The 17,895-nt window shown below is 58.1% G+C and carries 8 protein-coding genes; 2 read left to right on the top strand and 6 right to left on the bottom strand.

Translation table 11 applies throughout. The features are described 5' to 3' along the window. The first annotated feature begins 21 nt into the window (after nucleotides 1-21). The gene (locus LSG25_RS02765; protein WP_232743194.1) at nucleotides 22-8,637 is read left to right on the top strand and encodes a GH36-type glycosyl hydrolase domain-containing protein; all 8,616 of its coding nucleotides are present in this window, start codon (nucleotides 22-24) and stop codon (nucleotides 8,635-8,637) included. A 144-nt stretch (nucleotides 8,638-8,781) separates the two neighbouring features. On the opposite strand, the gene LSG25_RS02770 is transcribed toward LSG25_RS02765, so the two are convergent. The 5 genes from LSG25_RS02770 to LSG25_RS02790 all read right to left on the bottom strand — a co-directional run bounded on the left by LSG25_RS02770 (nucleotide 8,782) and on the right by LSG25_RS02790 (nucleotide 14,894). Further along, entirely contained in the window at nucleotides 8,782-9,945 is a 1,164-nt protein-coding gene (locus LSG25_RS02770; RefSeq protein WP_232743195.1) for an FAD-binding oxidoreductase, read from the bottom strand. A 47-nt stretch (nucleotides 9,946-9,992) separates the two neighbouring features. Next, nucleotides 9,993-10,289 (bottom strand): acylphosphatase, encoded by a 297-nt coding sequence (locus LSG25_RS02775; RefSeq protein ID WP_232743196.1) that lies wholly within the window; start codon nucleotides 10,287-10,289, stop codon nucleotides 9,993-9,995. A gap of 81 nt (nucleotides 10,290-10,370) precedes the next feature. Continuing rightward, nucleotides 10,371-11,273: an L-histidine N(alpha)-methyltransferase gene (egtD, locus tag LSG25_RS02780; RefSeq protein ID WP_232744542.1), complete on the bottom strand. Its 903-nt coding sequence runs from the start codon at nucleotides 11,271-11,273 to the stop codon at nucleotides 10,371-10,373. Between the two features lie 80 nt (nucleotides 11,274-11,353). After that, a complete protein-coding gene (egtB, locus tag LSG25_RS02785; RefSeq protein WP_232743197.1) occupies nucleotides 11,354-12,634 on the bottom strand; it encodes an ergothioneine biosynthesis protein EgtB in 1,281 nt (426 codons plus the stop codon). Between the two features lie 151 nt (nucleotides 12,635-12,785). Next, the gene (locus LSG25_RS02790; RefSeq protein ID WP_232743198.1) at nucleotides 12,786-14,894 is read right to left on the bottom strand and encodes a phosphocholine-specific phospholipase C; all 2,109 of its coding nucleotides are present in this window, start codon (nucleotides 14,892-14,894) and stop codon (nucleotides 12,786-12,788) included. Between the two features lie 176 nt (nucleotides 14,895-15,070). Here LSG25_RS02790 and LSG25_RS02795 point away from each other — a divergent pair, with 176 nt between their 5' ends. Further along, nucleotides 15,071-17,104 carry a bifunctional DedA family/phosphatase PAP2 family protein gene (locus LSG25_RS02795; protein ID WP_232743199.1) on the top strand — a complete coding sequence of 678 codons (2,034 nt, stop codon included), beginning with the start codon at nucleotides 15,071-15,073 and terminating at the stop codon, nucleotides 17,102-17,104. Here LSG25_RS02795 and LSG25_RS02800 read toward each other — a convergent pair. Continuing rightward, complete coding sequence (locus LSG25_RS02800; protein WP_232743200.1) at nucleotides 17,099-17,755, bottom strand: DUF1345 domain-containing protein; 657 nt, start codon at nucleotides 17,753-17,755, stop codon at nucleotides 17,099-17,101. The genes LSG25_RS02795 and LSG25_RS02800 overlap by 6 nt on opposite strands. Nucleotides 17,756-17,895 lie beyond the last annotated feature (140 nt).

Here is a 17,895-nt window from a genome sequence, read left to right on the forward strand (position 1 = left end):
CAGTACCAAGGAGGTACCGATATGGGGCGTATGCCGCGTATTCTGAATTTCCTGGGATCGGCGCGTGCAGTCAACGAGCCGGATCCATCCGAACCGCCGATCCGCGCTGAGCTTTTCAGCGTGGAGCGGCTGGAGCAACACGCTGCCAGCCTCGCTGCCGCACAAATCATTTCACCCAAGATCAAAAATGGGCACGCCCTTGCAGGGCGAGCAGCCAATAACGCACGCGTACTGCTCAAATGCTACGACACTATCGCAGAAACGGCACGTCTGCGGCGGTCGATCACACCCGCGGCCGAATGGCTGCTCGATAATTTCAGGGCAATCGAAGACCAACTCAAGACAACCCGCCTCGAACTCGAGGCGCCCTCATACCGAGTATTGCCCAAATTGTCGGATGGGCCGTTGCGCGATTACCCTCGCATCTATGGGGTGATCTGGGCATTCGTGGCTCATACCGATAGCCGCTTCGATGCCTCCTTGCTGCGCTCCTTCCTGCATGCCTATCAACGAGTCCAGCCCTTGACCATCGCCGAACTGTGGGCTATTCCGGTCACCTTGCGTTGCGTGATGGTCGAGAATCTGCGCCGTCTTTGTGTACTTGTCGCCGGTTCGCAGGAAAGCCGGCACCAGGCCGACAAGTTTGCCGACGACCTGCTCGCGCTTGACCATCAGGCGCCGCAGGAAGTCGAGGGCGTATTGCACGATCTTGTTGCCAAGCACCTGGCGCCCGCTTTTGCCGTGCAATTGATACAGCGATTGCGCTACCAGGACATTTCCCTGCGCTGGCTTGACGAGGAACTCGCGCGCCGGGGCCTGTCCTCCGATGACATCGTGCAAACCGAGCACGCCAGTCAAGCCGCCGCCAATATGACGGTTAGAAATCTGATCACCAGCATGCGTGACATGAAGGCGTTCGACTGGCAGCCTTTTTTCGAAGACATCAGCCTGGTCGATGCATGCCTTCGCCGCAACCCCATTTATTCAGGTATGGATTTTACAAGCCGTGACCACTACAGACATGCCATCGAAGCCCTGGCAGGCGGGTCGCGGCACACGGAACTGGATATAGCCAACGCGGTGATGGACAAAGCGGCTCGTGGAGCCCTGCAGACGGGAGATCCGCAAAACCGTCTATCGGACCCGGGCTATTATCTGATATCGACCGGACGCCGGGATTTCGAACGGGAAATCGGTTTCCGGGTTTCTCTTGGGCAGCGCTGCCTGCGGGCCTATACCTCCCATGCCGCGACAGCCTATATTGGCACGATTCTGCTGGCCAGCGCGTTGTTGCTGGCGCTGCCGCTCTGGATCAGTGCCCTGGCCGGCGTCGGCCTGGCGGGGTTGTGCCTGTTGGGATTACTGGGATTCTTCCAGGCTTCGGACGTGGCAATTCTGCTGATCGACAAGGCAATTACCAGGCTGGTGCCCCCACGTCACCTGGTACGGCTCGAATTGGCAAAAGGAGTTCCCCCGGCCCTGCGGACTTTCGTTGTCATGCCCACATTGCTGGTGAACGAAGCGGGGATCATCGCGCAGATCGATCAGCTTGAAGTGCACTACCTTGCGAACCCGAAAGGCAATGTCCATTTTGCGCTGCTCTCGGACTGGACCGATGCCGATAGAGAATACCGGGAAGATGACAGGCTGTTGTTGAATACGGCCGCACGAAAAATCGCCTCCCTGAATGCCCGTCACGGCGCCATGCCTGACGGCGAGGCGCGGTTTTTCCTGTTTCATCGCAAACGTTTATGGAATGAAGCACAGCACAAGTGGCTGGCCTGGGAGAGAAAGCGCGGCAAGCTGCATGAATTCAATCGGCTTTTGCGCGGCGCGACAGACACCTCTTTTTTGCCCATTGATGGCGATCCGCCTCGCACTCCGGCAGGGGTTCGCTATGTCATCACCCTTGATAGCGATACACGTCTGCCGATAGACGCGGTGCGTCAACTGGTGGGAACGGCGGCCCACCCCCTGAACCAGCCTCGCATCGACCCAACATCGCGCCGCGTCGTCGAAGGATATGGCATCCTGCAACCGCGCATTACGCCAACACTGCCGACGGCCAGCGAAAGCTCGATTTTTCAGCATGTTTTTTCGGGACCCTGCGGCATCGATCCGTACGCCGGAGCGGTATCGAATGTTTATCAGGATTTGTTCGGTGAAGGCAGCTATACGGGCAAGGGCATTTACGATGTGGATGGGTTCGAAGCATCTCTCGCTGGCCGGATCCCGGAAAACACCATTCTCAGCCATGATCTGTTCGAAGGGATTTTTGCCCGCTGCGGCCTGGTCACGGATCTTGAATTATTCGAAGACTTTCCCTCGCATTATCAGGTTGCGGCATCCAGATCGCATCGATGGATACGCGGCGATTGGCAGTTGTTGCCCTGGATAGCGGGCTTTACCGCCATTCCCATCCTGAGTCGATGGAAGATGATCGATAACTTGCGCCGTTCCTTGTCCGCGCCCGCCATGATTTTCATTTTGCTGGCCAGTTGGACATTGCCGCACGTGCCTGCCGGCCTCTGGTCCGCCTATGTCCTGCTGGCCCTGGCTGCGCCCGCTATCGTCTCGATCTGCCACGGACTGGTGCCGCCTCGCTCCGGCATTTCACGCGACAGCCATATGCGTGCCGTGGGCAAGGATGTGCTGCATGGTTGCGCCTACATGATTATTGCGCTTGCGCTCCTGGCCCACCGCAGCTGGCTGGCTCTCGATGCCATCGGCCGCACCTTGTTTCGCTTGTTGGTCAGCCATCGCCTGCTGCTTGAATGGGTCACTTCCGCTCAGGCGAAGCTGCGGGCCAGCCTGTCGCTGATGCATTTCACTTGGGCGCTGCGTGGCGCGGTCTTTATTGTGGCCGCTTTCGGAGTCATCGTGATGTACATCAACCCCGCCAACCTGGGCGCTGCGGCGCCATTCCTGGCGCTATGGTGTGTTTCCCCGTTCTTTGCGCAACTTATCAGCCTGCCTCCGCCGGCCGCCGGACCCGAGGCGGCCAGCGTCGCCGACACCCTGTCGCTTCGTCTGTCGGGGCGTCGGATCTGGCGTTTTTTCACTACTTTCGTCGACGAGCAGAATCACTCATTGCCCCCGGACAATTTCCAGGAAGACCCCTACCCCGTCGTGGCTCATCGAAGTTCTCCCACCAATTTCGGACTCTATCTCTTGTCCACGATCTCGGCGCGCGATTTCGGCTGGATCGGCATCACGGAAATGGTGGAGCGGCTGGAAGCCACCTTGGGTACCATGCAAACATTGCCGCGCTTCCGGGGCCATTTTTTCAATTGGTACGATACTCATTCCCTGAACCCGCTCAATCCACAATACATATCGTCCGTCGACAGCGGCAACCTCGCGGGCCATCTGCTTGCGCTGGCAAGCGCTTGCGAGGAAATGACGCGAAAACCGGTATTCACTGCCATGCATCTGGCCGGCATCAGAGATTCGGTGTGGCTATTGCGTGAATCCATTCGGGCGGAACGGGATGATCGCCGCACATTGACCGTAAACCCAAGCCAGCTGCGTGAAGGCCTGGACGATTTCGATCGATGGCTGATTGAAGAGCCTGCAAGTGCCGCAGACTGGCCGACACGCTGGCACGAACTGGGGACACGAGCCGGCACGCTGCTGGACCTGGCCGAAACATTTGCCGAGGAACGCGGCGATGCGGAACATAGCGAAGTGCTGGCTTGGGCGCGAACCATTCAGTCCGATGTGGCCAGTCATCTGCGCGACCTGCCGCTTTATACGCCGACGTTGGCGGCGGCTTCGCGAAATGACATGCCTGCCCTCACGGGCGGCGCAGCTGCCCCCTCAACCAAGGCGTACGCCACCACGCTGGCCGACCGGCTGAACGCCTTGGCAGCCACCGCAAAACGCCTGTTCACTGACATGAAGTTTGGCTTTCTTTTCGATGCCGATCGCCGCCTGTTCGCAATCGGTTACAGAGTCGGGGATGCGTCCCTGGACGACAGCTATTATGATTTGCTGGCCTCCGAGGCTCGCCTTGCCAGCTTCATTGCCATCGCCAAAGGCGATGTAGCCGCGACTCACTGGTTTCGCCTGGGCCGCCCCATGACGCCCCAAGGCAACAGTGCCGTCCTCATGTCGTGGTCCGGTTCGATGTTCGAGTACCTGATGCCGTCGCTGGTGATGTACACGCCGCGCCACAGCCTGCTCGACGAGACCTGCCGTCTGGTTATCGTGCGGCAGATTGCCTACGGCCGGAAACGCCACATACCGTGGGGAGTTTCCGAATCGGCGTATAACGTCCGCGACCGTGCCCTGACCTACCAGTATGCCGACTTCGGAGTGCCCGCGCTGGGTCTGAAACGCGGCCTGGCACAAAACCTGGTTATCGCTCCTTACGCCACAGCGCTCGCCGCCATGTACCAGGCCCCCGCCGCCATCGCCAACTTCAGGCACATTGAAGCCAGCGGCGGGCGTGGCATCTACGGCTACTACGACGCCATCGACTTTACTCCGGCACGCATCCCCGAGAGCCAACTCGCTGCGCCGGTTCGCACATATATGGCGCACCACCAGGGGATGTCGCTGGTAGCCCTTGGCAATACTTTGTTCGATGGCATCATGCGCCATCGGTTTCATCGGCAATCGATCGTGCGTGCCGCCGATCTGCTGCTTCAAGAACCCATACCGCGCGAGATCGGCATTACCTACCCGCGCCAGGATACTATCGGCGCAACGCGCGCCAAGGAAATCATCATGCCCGCTTCCCGTCGCTTCCATTCAGCCAGGCAAGGAATCCCTTCCAGCCACCTTCTTTCGAACGGCCGGTATACCGTCATGGTGACCACGGCCGGATCGGGATATAGCACCTGGGACGGGCTGGCTGTGACACGCTGGCGCGAAGATCCGACCAGCGATGCGTGGGGCAGCTATCTTTTTCTGCGCGATACTGCAAGCGGCGAAGTATGGTCGGCATGCTACCAGCCTTCAGGCGTGGAACCGGACCGCTACGAAGTGATTTTTTCCGAGGACCGGGCACGCATCGTTCGTCACGATGGAACCCTTGCCACCAGTCTGGAGATTCTCGTCTCGCCGGAAGACAATGCCGAGATTCGCCGCCTTTCCATTATCAATTCCGGCACCAAGGACCGGGAAATCGAACTGACCTCCTACGCGGAGGTAGTGCTTGCGCCTATGGCCGCCGATACGGCGCATCCGGCCTTTTCCAATCTTTTTATACAGACCGAATACTTGCCGGAAGTGCAGGGCCTGATGGCCATGCGGCGGCCACGCAGCGCCGCCGATGCCCCGGTGTGGGCCGCGCATATTTTTGCCGGGAGCACACACGGCGAAAATGCCGGATACGAAACAGACCGCGCGCGTTTCCTCGGTCGCGGCCATCCCATACGCAATCCCGTCGCCATAATGGACGGCCGCCCGCTGTCCAATACTGTCGGGGCAGTGCTTGACCCGATTCTGAGTTTGCGCACCCGGGTGCAGGTTGCCGCCGGCGCGACAACGCATATTGTGTTTGCCACCATGGTTGCATCCACGCGCGAAGAAATTATCAATCTGGCCGACAAGTATCGCGACCCCGCCAGCTTCGAACGGATCTCGACACTTGCCTGGACCGAGGGCCAGGTGCGCCTGCATCATCTGGGCATCACCGCGGACGAGGCACACTTGTTTCAGTTTCTTGCCAACCGGGTGCTGTACTCCGACCCGGCCATGCGCCCAAGCGGGGATATGCTCAAACGCAATACCCTGAACGCCACCTCCTTGTGGCAATACAGCATATCGGGCGACCTGCCCATCGTATTGCTTCGCATCGACGAACAGGAAGACCGCGAAATTGTGCGGCAGCTTTTGCGTGCTCATGAATATTGGCACGGCAAAGGTCTGGCGGTCGATCTTGTCATCCTGAACGAAAAAAAAGCCTCTTATGCGCAGGATCTGCAAACATCGCTCGAAAACCTGGTCAGCGGCAGCCAGACCGCGCCACCTTCCAAGCAAGGCGGCATTTTTGTGCTGCGCGCCGATTTGCTTGAAGAGCCGGAACTGGAACTACTGCAGTGTGTGGCACGGGTAGTGCTGGCCGGAAACAAACAAGGCAGTCTGGAAGAGCAGATAGTACGCATGCGGCGTGCAGAATCCAAGCCTGCCGCCACTGCGCCACGCACGCCCTCGCCACGCACTCATGCCGAAATAGCGCAATCAATGCCGACGCTGGAGTTTTTCAATGGCCTTGGCGGCTTCGCCGAGCAAGGCCGAGAATACGTTACCGTTCTGGGGAAAGATCAACGGACGCCGGCGCCCTGGGTCAATATCATTGCGAATCCCGATTTCGGCTTCCAGGTCTCGGAGTCGGGAGCGGGCTATACATGGTCGTCCAACAGTCAGGAAAACCAGCTCACGTCCTGGTCGAATGATCCAGTCAGCGACACACCGAGCGAAGTGTTTTATCTGCGAGACAACGAAACCGGTGAGCTCTGGACACCCACTGCCCTGCCGATCCGCCTGGAAAACACCCGCTACATTGCCCGCCATGGCCATGGCTATAGCCGGTTTCAGCACGGTTCGCACGGCATCATGAGCGAGCTGCTGCAATTTGTAAGCTGGAGCGATCCTGTCAAAATTTCCACGCTGACCCTGGAGAATCGCTCGTCTCGTCTGCGCAAGCTAAGTGTGACAAGCTATGTGGAATGGGTTCTGGGTACTGCCAGAGCAAACAGCGCGCCGTTTGTCATAACCGAAATGGACTCTTCGTCCGGTGCAATGTTTGCCCATAATCCCTGGAATGCCGAATTCGGGCAACGAATCGCCTTTGTCGACTGGGTCGGTCGCCAGACATCATGGACAGGAGACCGTACAGAGTTTATTGGCCGCAACGGCAATCTTGAGCAACCCGCCGCCTTGGCCACCGATGCCGTTCTAAGCAACAAGACCGGCGCCGGCATGGATCCATGCAGTGCGTTGCAGACCAGCGTTGAAATCGCGCCGGGCGAGTCAATACAACTGACATTCATATTGGGGCAGGCCGAAGACCGGCAGGCGGCGCGAAATCTGATAGCACGGTACCGCACACTCGATACATCGAAAGTCCTATCTGAAGTTACAGGCCACTGGGACCGGATTCTAACTACAGTCCAGGTCGAAACTCCTGATCGCGCCACCGATCTGATACTCAATGGCTGGTTGCTCTATCAGGTGCTGGCCTGCCGGATGTGGGCGCGCACGGCGTTTTACCAGGCCAGCGGCGCTTATGGCTTCCGCGATCAGTTGCAGGACAGCATGGCGTTGAACGTGACTCGTCCGGATCTCGCCCGTGAACATATCTTACGGTCGGCAGCCCGGCAGTTTGTCGAGGGCGACGTGCAACATTGGTGGCATCCGCCCAAGGGGCGCGGCGTGCGCACACATATTTCCGACGACCGCCTCTGGCTGCCCTATGTGGTGGCGCACTATGTTACGGTCACCGGAGACCTGGCGGTGCTCAACGAAACCGTGCCGTTCCTGGAAGGCGCCGCCGTGGCCGCGGACCAGGAAAACGCGTACTACGAGCCTACCGTATCGGCCCAGTCGGGCAGCCTGTTCGAACACTGTGTGCGTGCCATCGATTGCAGCCTGGCCACCGGCATCCATGGCCTGCCATTAATGGGCGGCGGTGACTGGAACGATGGCATGAACCGCGTCGGCCACGAGGGCAAAGGAGAAAGTGTGTGGCTGGGCTGGTTTCTTTGTTCGACCATATCCAGGTTTTCCGCCATAGCGTCTTCGCGCGCAGACCAGACATGCATCGAGCGGTGGCAAAAACACGCCGCTGCACTGCAGACAGCGCTTGAAAAGAAAGCATGGGATGGCGCCTGGTATCGGCGTGCTTATTTCGATGACGGCACACCGCTGGGAAGCTCCTCCGACAGCGAATGCCGCATTGACTCATTGGCACAAAGCTGGAGCGTGATTTCCGGCGCGGGCACGGCGACGCGACAGCAGCGGGCCATGCAGTCGGTCGAGCAATATCTGATCCGGCCAGGCGACGATCTGGTGCTGTTGCTCACCCCTCCCTTCGACAAGACACCACTGGATCCTGGATATATCAAAGGCTATCTGCCGGGAGTGCGCGAGAATGGTGGTCAATACACTCATGCCGCTACCTGGTGCATGATTGCCTACACAATACTGGGAGATGGAAACCGGGCGGCCGATTTATTCAAAATCCTCAATCCCATCAATCACGCTTCTACACGCGCCGGCGTTCACGCCTATAAAGTCGAACCGTATGTCGTGGCCGGCGATATTTACTCCGCTTCCGGACACGTCAGGCGCGGCGGCTGGACCTGGTACACCGGGTCGGCCGGATGGCTATATCGCGGCGGCTTGGAATCGGTTCTGGGTTTTCAAAAGCACGGGGATTGTCTGACGATCGACCCTTGCATTCCCCCCGATTGGCGCAATTTCCGGTTCAGCTACCGGCATGGCACCGCGCGCTATCTGATTACGGTCGACAATCCCGGCGGCGTGGCCAAGGGAGTGTTGAATGTCGAGCTTGACGGCGCCCCCTTGCCGGCGGACTCGCAGGCGGTGCCGCTGGCCGACGACGGCAAGACTCATCGGGTTCATGTTGTGATGGGCCCGGCGCCGGATACAGGCGCCAAGGGATGAAAAACATTCTTTCCTGGATTCGCTCAGGCCCCATGCAGTGCGTGGAGGCGAGCATCAAGTTTCTATTTGATTCTAGAATTAGCTTTAAATAATTAGCTTTAAATATTGAATGTAAACTATTGAAATTAAATATTATTTAAAACTTTATATTATCCCTTTTTCGGCGTAAGGCGTCTGTTCAATGATGCGTTTATAGCTCATATTGGACAGGTCCAGCGTTTGATAGTCCCCATCAAGGATGAGTTCGGCCATGGCACGGCCCACGGCGGGGGCATGCATCAAGCCGTGGCCGGAAAAGCCGGCGGCCACATAAAAATTGCTCAGGCCGCCGAGCCAGGGGCCCAGAATCATGTTGGTGTCGAGCGCATTCTGGTCGTACAAGCCGCTCCACGAGCTTTTCAGCTTGACGGCCTCAAAACTGGGCACGCGATGCGCGATGGCCGGCCAGACCACGTTTTCAAAATAATCGTGATCCACATCGAAATTAAAGCCGCGGGGCTCGTTCCAGTTGGGGATCCCTGCGGTGAAGCCTCTCCCTTCGGGCCGCATCGCCAACCGCGCTGGATCCTTGATATAAGGCAAGGGCTCGATGGACGCCTTGCATTCAAAATAATGATCGAACCGGCGCATGGGAAAGACCGGCAGCGGCATGCCTGCCATGGCCGATACCTGCTGCGCCCAAGCTCCAGCCGCGTTGACGATAATATCCGCCTGAATGCACTGGCCCGATTCGAGGCTTGCGCTGCGGGCCAGGCCTTGGCTTGAGCCGATGGCCACGACGCGGTCCTGCACATAGGCGGCACCGAGGTCTTGCGCTTTTTTCTTGATTCCCTGAAGCAGGGAATTCGGGTCGAGCCAGCCATCGTCGGGCGAGTACAGGGCGGCCCCGATGTCATCGGTCTCCAAAGATGGAAACAGGCTCTTGAGCGCTGCCCTGTCCAGTAACTGGACATTCACGTCAAGTGCACTTTGGGTTCGATGGCTCGCTTCCAGAGTCGGCAGAAATTCGGGCTGGACAATGAACAGATAGCCTTGCCGTTTGATCTGCAGGCCGGGCGCCTGCCCATTGACAGACACTTCTTTTTCGAAATTATCGAAAAACCCAATACTGTATTGGGACATCTGGATGTTCTCGGGCGTCGAGAAAAGCCTTCTGAAGCCGCCGGAGGCGCGCGGAGTCGAAGCCAATGCGTAAGCCGGATCGGGCTCCACCACAACTACCCGTCCGGCGCGCGGGTGCCGTCTGAGGTAAAGCGCGATGCTGGAGCCAATGACGCCGCCGCCAACCACCAGAATTTCTGCTTTCATCCAAGCTTCCCCCTGTGTCTGTGTTCCGTTGAGCCCCTCTGGCACCACTACAGCTGCTCGAAGCGGTCAAAGCGCCGATCGATGACTTGCTGTTGATTGATCACTTCATTGACGCGGGCTCCGGGCGGCCCGGTAAGTAACCAGGAGAGCATAAGATCGACCTGATCATGCGAACCCTGAAGCAGGGCTTCCACCGACTTGTCGGCGGCGTTGCGAATCCAGCCGGTAATCCCCAGCATGTGGGCTTGGCGCACCGCGGCGGCTCGAAAACCCACCCCTTGCACGCGGCCGGTAATCTGCACTGTTATGGTTTCCAGTGAGCTGTTTGAAGAAAGATTTTTCATGACAGGCAGTATAACTTTGCGTGGAGTTCCGGCCCAAGGCGCGGCAAGCATTCCAATTGGGTGCACAAGGCATCGTGGCGTCTAAAACGGCGCACGCAGCCAATGCAGGCTAAACAATTTCTGGGGGTCGGTCCAGGCGGGACCGGGCCTGAACCCGGCTTGCACAGCAAGCGCACGCAATCCTTCGACTGTAAATTTATGCGAGTTTTCGGTGTGCAGGGTTTCGCCTTCCGCAAAGCTGAAACTTTCCCCGCAGACATGAACCTGTTGTGCGCGGCGGCTCATCAAATGCATTTCAATGCGTTGCAAAGGTGCATTATAAAAAGCGCTGTGGGCAAATTGCGATACATTGAAGTCCGCATCGAGCTCACGATTCGCGCGTTCCAGCACATTCAGGTTAAAGGCGGCGGTGACTCCTCTGGAATCGTTATAGGCGGCATGCAAGGTCGATGGAGCTTTGACCAGATCCACACCTACGAGCAGTGCTCCGCCGCGCAACAGTCGTGCCGCCTGTTTTAAAAACCTTAAAGCGCCTGCCTGGCTCAGATTGCCCAGCGTAGATCCAGGGAAAAAACCGATGCGGCGCCCGCCTCCCGGAACCTTTGAGGGCAGTTGAAAGGCACGGGTGTAATCGGCCACGACCGGAACCACGCCAAGGCCAGGGTAATCTGCTTGCAAGCGGGCCGCCGAAGTCGCCAGGTGCGCGCCGGAAATATCAATCGGCAAGTAGCGCAAGGGCTGATCCATGGCATCGAGCAATAAACGGATCTTGCGCAAGGAGCCGGCACCGAACTCCACGATCTCGGCATTCGGCCCCATATGCCTGGCTATTTCGCCGGCATGATTCGAGAGCAGTGCCAATTCGGTGCGCGTTGGGTAATATTCGGGCAGATCGCAAATAAGATCGAACAGCGCGGAACCCGCTTCATCGTAAAAATACTTGGGCGACAAACGACGCTGCCGCGCCGCAAGGGCGGCCAGCATATCGTGGGCAAAACCGTCTGCCGCCGGCGCCCCGCCACCGGTATCCTGCAAAGCTGTGTCGTAATGACGTTGTGGACTAATCAGCATTTCATGTCCTTGGCCAAACGCAAACCCGAGAATTGCCATCGAGCGCCGGGCGGAAAGAAGTTTCGATACGTTGCGCGGGAGTGGCCAGCCGGCGTTGCACAACTGCCGCCGCGCAACACCATTTGCCCCACCATGAATTTGCCGTTGTATTCGCCTACCGCGCCGCCTATGGGACGAAAACCGGGATACGGATCATACGAAGAGCGTGTCCATTGCCAGGCGTGACCCATGATTTGAGTCATGCCCGGAGCACCTGCCGCCGCTTCCCATTCAAATTCGGTCGGCAGCCGTGCGCCGGCCCATTCCGCATAGGCGGCTGCTTCATAAAAGCTCAGATGAGTGACCGGCACGGCGCGGTCGAGCGGACGCAGCCCCTGAAGGCCAAATACCTGCCAATTTTGTGCGGAAGTATCGGAATCGTCCGAGGCTGTCCAGTATATGGGCGCCCGCCAGCCATTGGCCTGAAGCGCCGCCCACCCGTCGGACAACCACAGGGCAGGTGTCCGGTAACCGCCATCGGCCAGAAAATCCGCATATTCACCGCAGGTCACCAGTCGTCGTGCCACCTGGCAGGGTTGCAGCAATACCTCGTGGCGCGGAGTCTCGTTATCGAAGGCGAATTCATGCGACATGCCGGTATCGCACCCAATGGAAACGATGCCGCCGGCCAAATCCGTCCATGCCGAGTCCGCTGCCGGACGCATGGCCTCCTGCCCCATCGATTCCGATGCACCGGCCTTTTGGTAGGCGGGCTGCAGGGGATTGCACGAAAAGGCATGGAGAATGTCGGTCAACAGCAACTCCTGGTGCTGCTGTTCGTGATGCAGGCCCAAGGTTACCAATTGCCCAATTCGCGGCCACTGCGTGTCGCTGCAATACTGCAGAAGATGCGCCAGGGCCCGGTCGACGTGATGGCGATAGGCGTGGATTTCGTCAAGCGCGGGGCGCGTCAGGAGCCCTCGCTGCGGGCGCGGATGGCGCGGGCCAAGTGTCTCGTAATATGAATTGAAAAGATAGAAATAACGTTCGTCGAAGGGCTGGTAGTCAAGCCCGTGCGCGCATAAGACCATGGTCTCGAAAAACCAGGTGGTATGCGCCAGATGCCACTTTGTGGGGCTGGCGTCGGGCATGGACTGAATGCACTGATCCTCGGCCGACAGCGGAGCCGCCAAAGCCAAGGTATGTGCCCGAACTTCGTCATAATGTTGCTGCAGCGCCGCACGCGGGACTATCGTGCGTAGGGGTTCAGCAGCGAACGAGGATACAGCTGGCATAGATGAAAAGCCTCCGGTGCCTGAGCAAAGCCTGCGTGCAAAAGCCTCTTGCAGGCCTGAGCGCGGCCCTTTAAATCTTTATTTATTAAAACACGGACTTCCCGGAGATATCTTTCCATACGTTACCGGCCTGCCTGGTCCCTGGGAGGAGTCAAAGCAGGACCGGATTGGCCGCCGCCGGATCGGTGCTGCTGGCCCGGCCCGTTTCCAAATGGCCCGCATAGCGCCGGATGTAGTCAGGGTAGCCCATCAAGGCTACCGTCACGTCATACCAGTGGTGGCTACCCGCTACACTCCACGCCGAGACATACCTGGCTTTTGGCATCAAGGTGATTCCCTGCTCGGGGTTTCCATAGGCCATATCCGTCAGAACGATGGACAGCGGCTCCGTACCTTGATTGCTCAGTTCCAACAGGAACTCGGCGTTCATCGTATCGTAGCCGTCCTGTATCGTGAACAATGTCGTGTCAGGCTCGTCCGTCGTGGGTATGGAGCCTTTGACACTGCGCAGGAAGCCATTGGGGCCGTATACCGTCCAGGCATAGCTTGCCGATTGCCCATTGGTGGCGAAATTGTCGGATAACGACTTGCCTGCCTCGACCGTATATCGTCGTGGGCTGTTCCCGGAGTCATCGGCATACACCCAGAAATGAGCGCCCTGCCTGCCACTATTGGTGAAAGTCAATTGTATTTGTCTTTTACGGATATCCACCTGATTCGCCACATGCAGGTCATAAGGCAGGGGCCGGGCAGGACGGGTGCCGGGCTCCTGCGCATGAATGGCATAGGCATCGCCGGCAGGCGGAGCCGGTTTCAGCAATGTACTGCATTGCCGATCGGCCAAGGCTCGATAGCCTGCGGTGTCGGGCAAGGCCGGCATGAGTTCGTCGCTGCGCGAGAAGTCAAACGCGGCTGTCAGGTCGCCGCATACCGCGCGCCGCCAGGCGCTGATATTCGGCTCGAATATCCCGAACCGCTGCTCGATAAATCGGATCACCGATGTGTGGTCGAATACCTGGGAGCATACAAAACCGCCCTTGGACCAGGGGGAAATTACAATCATCGGCACTCGTGGACCCAATCCGTAAGGCAAGTTATCGGCTTCGTACACGGGCCTGTGCGCAGGATTGACGACCGTGTGCAATTCGTCCTGAATGCTTACCGTACTTTTCCCCTGACTGGCATCGGACGGCGGCTGAGGCGGTACCAGGTGATCAAAAAATCCGTCATTCTCGTCATACAGGACAAACAATACCGTCTTGCTCCACACCGAGGGATTAGCCGTCAAGGCATCCAGCACTCTCGCAATATAGTTCGCCCCATAGGCAGGGGTCCATTTAGGATGTTCGGAAAAAGCCGCCGGCGGCAATACCCATGAAACCTGCGGCAGTTTGTTCTGCTTGACGTCATCAGCCAATTGCGTCACGGGACAGGCCGTCATGGCTCTGCGACGCAAGGAGGAGCCAGTGGGCGCGTCGATGAAATTTTTAAAATTGGCCAGCACATTCAAGCCAAAATTCCCTTGATAAATATCGTGAGGATCGGTGCCTTCCTGATATATCTGCCACGAAAACCCAGCTCGCTCCAGGCGTTCCGGATAGGTCCTCCAGGTGAATCCGGGCAATTCAGGATGTGACACCGGGTCGCGATTATCGATCAGCGGGCCGCCACGCTTGCCGGAGGGATCGACCGTGCCCGTCATCAGAAACATTCGGTTCGGGTGGGTGGGCCCAGGCATGGAACAAAAATAGTGATCGCAAACCGTGAACGCATCGGCCAGGGCGTAGTGAAACGGAATATCCTGGCGCAGGAGGTATCCCATGGTCATGTCTGTTTTATATTGCGGCCAGGCGTCGTAGCGGCCGCTGTTGAACGCCGCATGCGTTTTGCGCCACGAGTGATCCAGATCGCCGATACACTGAGCGCTGGTGGTCTGCGTATCAAGATGGAAAGGAGCAATCGTGCCCTGGAACGAGTTGCTTCTTGGCTGGAACCACACCGGCCGCTTATCGGGCAAGCGAATGGGGAAGCGGTCGTTGTAGCCTCGAACCCCGCTCAGATGCCCCAGATAATGGTCGAACGACCGGTTTTCCTGCATCAGGACAACGATGTGTTCCACGTCCTTGAGCGTGCCCGTAGCCGAATGCGCCGGAATGGCCAGCGCTTTGCGTATTGACTCAGGCACGGCATTCAATAATGCCATCGATGCGGCGGAAATCGCGGCCTTTCTTAAAAAAGACCGCCGATCGGAGTTGGTCATTGATGCTTTCCGGTTTTTATATAGACAGAGCCACACCCGACGCACAGCTGCATCCAGTGCAATAGTCTAGGCGCATATTAATGACATTTTCAAGGTTCTGGGGCAAACTGAATTCAATATTGCCTTCTATTTTTTTGTTGGAAAGGCTTGACCCCGCCAGGCAAGGAGCTTACTGAATGCATGCGCTGCTCAACGACATCGCTCTGCACCCGAATTGGGTCCTGCTGGTTGTGTTTCTTGTGGCGTTTTCCGAATCGATCGTCCTCGTTGGCACCCTGGTTCCGGCAGGGGTTGTCCTGTTCACCGCCGGAGCCCTGATCGGTACGGGAGCGGTTAATGTATGGGCCACTCTCGGCATCGCTGCCATCGGCGCTGTGTGCGGCGACGGCCTGAGCTACGAAGTGGGCCGGAAATACTACGAACAGATCAAAACCTGGGGCCTGTTCCAGCGGCGTACAGCCCTGGTCGAACGCGGCCAGCAATTTATCCGCGAACATGGCGGCAAGAGCATCCTGTTCGCACGCTTCATCGCTCCGGTACGCGCAATCGTGCCCTTTATTGCCGGTATTGCGCATATGCGACGCACGGAATTTTATTTCGCGAATATCGGGTCTGCGCTGGTCTGGTCGCCCGCCCATATTCTGCCCGGCCTGGTATTCGGGGCGTCAATCCAGCTGGCCCGAGCGGTGAGCGGGCGGATTGCCTTGATCCTGATCCTGCTCGTCGCGCTGATATGGCTTGTCGCATGGGTAACGCGCATGGCCATCAGGAACGGCATACCGATACTCCGGAAATGGCGGGATGGCGCGTTGCTATGGGCCAATCAGACCGCTCCGACACCGCCTTCCCGAACCCGGCTCTGGGTGTCCATGCTGCTTGATCCGCATAAACCCGGTTCACATGCTTTGCTGCTATGCACGCTGCTGTTCGTCGGCAGCAGCGTGCTGTTCCTGATTATCGCGCAAGATGTATTCACGCATGATTCGCTAGTGCATCTTGATATGGCCCTGTTCAATATGCTGCAGGGACTGCGCACCTGGCCCGCGGATCACCTCATGGTCGGAATCACCGAATTGGGCGGCGTTCGTGTCCGCCTGTTCGTGGCACTGGCAGTGATGTGCTGGCTCGTCCTGCGGCGATGCTGGCGCACGGCGGGTTATTGGCTGGCAATGACAATCATCGCCGAAGGCTTGGTCAGATTGCTGGCCTTGATTACAAATCGGCCTCGCCCCTTGAACCTGTACAGCGGCATCGAACATTTTTCTTTCCCGAGCGGGCATGCTACATCCAGCATGATTATTTATGGTTTTCTGGCCTATCTCGTCGCCCGCCGCCAGACTCCGATCAACCGGGCGGCCATCACCGTCATTACCACCGTAGGGATTGTACTGATCGGAATTTCCCGCCTGTACCTTGGCGCGCATTGGTTGTCGGATGTCCTGGCAGGCTGGAGCCTGGGTGTCGCATGGCTGACGCTGGCTGTCATTATTTATACCCAGCGCCAGGTATCTGAACGCTTGCACCCCCGAGCTCTGGGAGGCTTGGCTCTGGCGGTGCTGCTGGCAAGCGGGGCCTGGACATTCATTTATCGATCGGACTCCGACTTGTCGCTTTACACACCGGAATCGCGGACCCAAACCATTACATTGACGCAATGGACAGACAGCACCTGGCAAAAACTGCCGAAATACCGGGTGGAACTGCGAAGCCACGACAAAGAGCTGTTTGTGCTGCAATGGGCCGATAGCGCCGACCACATACAAAGCCGGTTGGAGCGAGCCGGATGGCTGGCGCCGCCGGCATGGTCGACCCGCACGACACTGTTATGGCTGATTCCGAGCACCGCGGCCAAGGAACTGCCGGTGCTGCCCAGATACAATCTGGGCAAGGGCTCGGGGCTGGCATTCGTGCTCCTGGATCCCGGCAAACCTCTATCGCGGACCGTACTCAGGCTCTGGCGATCTGACTATCTGCTGGAAAAGTCCGACCGGGAACCCCCAGTGCCAATCTGGTACGGGGCTTTCTACCAAGAGGACTTCAAGCAGCCCGGACATCTGTTCACTCTGGGCATTACAGGCAACTTTACCGACGTGCCGGCGCTGATGCGGCTATTGCCCGCGGATCTCAAGATCTTGCTGCGCCCGGCTTCCGAAAATATACCCAAGCGGCAGACCATACTGGCCCTGCCGGCCACGCCGGCGCCATCATGAGCCAATCAGGCTGGCGGCGATATTGATCGACAGGCCTACGATGGCGACATTGAATAGGAAACTGAGCACAGCCTGGGCCAGCACCGCCTTGCGCGCCGCTCTGTTCATTACGGATACGTCCGCAGTCTGGGCGGCGACGGCTATCGTGAAAGAAAAGTAAAGGAAATCCCAATAGTCGGGGTTCTGTTCACCTTCCGGAAAATGCAAAGGCCGCTGATTCGCCTTGGACCGATAGAACAGGCGCGCATAATGGTGAGTGAACAATGTCCCAAGCAGGCACCACGAACCGAAAACCGTAGCGATGGTAAAAGCATAATGGGACAGGCGCAGATTGGCCGGCAAGTCTTTTACGGTCGAAAGTTCGAGAATGATGGCCGCGAGGCTGGCCACCGATGCAATCGACATGATCACCAGAACCGCTCCTGCGCTTTCGTCTTCCTGCTCGGCAAGTTTGCGCACCCGAACAGGATCGGAACGCATCATCAGCCATCCCATCAGACACAGATAAAGCCATACCGTAATATTCCACCCCGCCAATATCCGGCTATCCGGTTTCCAGGATGCGGGAAGAGCCAGGGCAACAGCCACGCCCACCACGACGGTGATGGCCAGCCGCAGATGATTATCAAAAAAATGACGGGCGGAAACCATAGTTTGCCATGCTGATTGAGTAAATTATTGTACACAGGAGGCGTGCCACAGTGATGACTTTTGGCCGATTCGGGTGCAAACTTCGCCTGCAGCCTTTATCGATTGCAGCCCTACTCTTTGCCGTGGACTGGCCATCCAGT

This window comes from Paralcaligenes sp. KSB-10 (assembly GCF_021266465.1).
Taxonomy (GTDB): domain Bacteria; phylum Pseudomonadota; class Gammaproteobacteria; order Burkholderiales; family Burkholderiaceae_B.

What these genes read in the sequence shown, in the direction of transcription:
- LSG25_RS02765 (WP_232743194.1), top strand. Translation starts at nt 22, where the DNA reads ATGGGGCGTATGCCGCGTATTCTGAATTTCCTGGGATCGGCGCGTGCA.
- LSG25_RS02770 (WP_232743195.1), bottom strand. Translation starts at nt 9,945, where the DNA reads ATGAAAGCAGAAATTCTGGTGGTTGGCGGCGGCGTCATTGGCTCCAGC.
- LSG25_RS02775 (WP_232743196.1), bottom strand. Translation starts at nt 10,289, where the DNA reads ATGAAAAATCTTTCTTCAAACAGCTCACTGGAAACCATAACAGTGCAG.
- egtD (WP_232744542.1), bottom strand. Translation starts at nt 11,273, where the DNA reads ATGCTGGCCGCCCTTGCGGCGCGGCAGCGTCGTTTGTCGCCCAAGTAT.
- egtB (WP_232743197.1), bottom strand. Translation starts at nt 12,634, where the DNA reads ATGCCAGCTGTATCCTCGTTCGCTGCTGAACCCCTACGCACGATAGTC.
- LSG25_RS02790 (WP_232743198.1), bottom strand. Translation starts at nt 14,894, where the DNA reads ATGACCAACTCCGATCGGCGGTCTTTTTTAAGAAAGGCCGCGATTTCC.
- LSG25_RS02795 (WP_232743199.1), top strand. Translation starts at nt 15,071, where the DNA reads ATGCATGCGCTGCTCAACGACATCGCTCTGCACCCGAATTGGGTCCTG.
- LSG25_RS02800 (WP_232743200.1), bottom strand. Translation starts at nt 17,755, where the DNA reads ATGGTTTCCGCCCGTCATTTTTTTGATAATCATCTGCGGCTGGCCATC.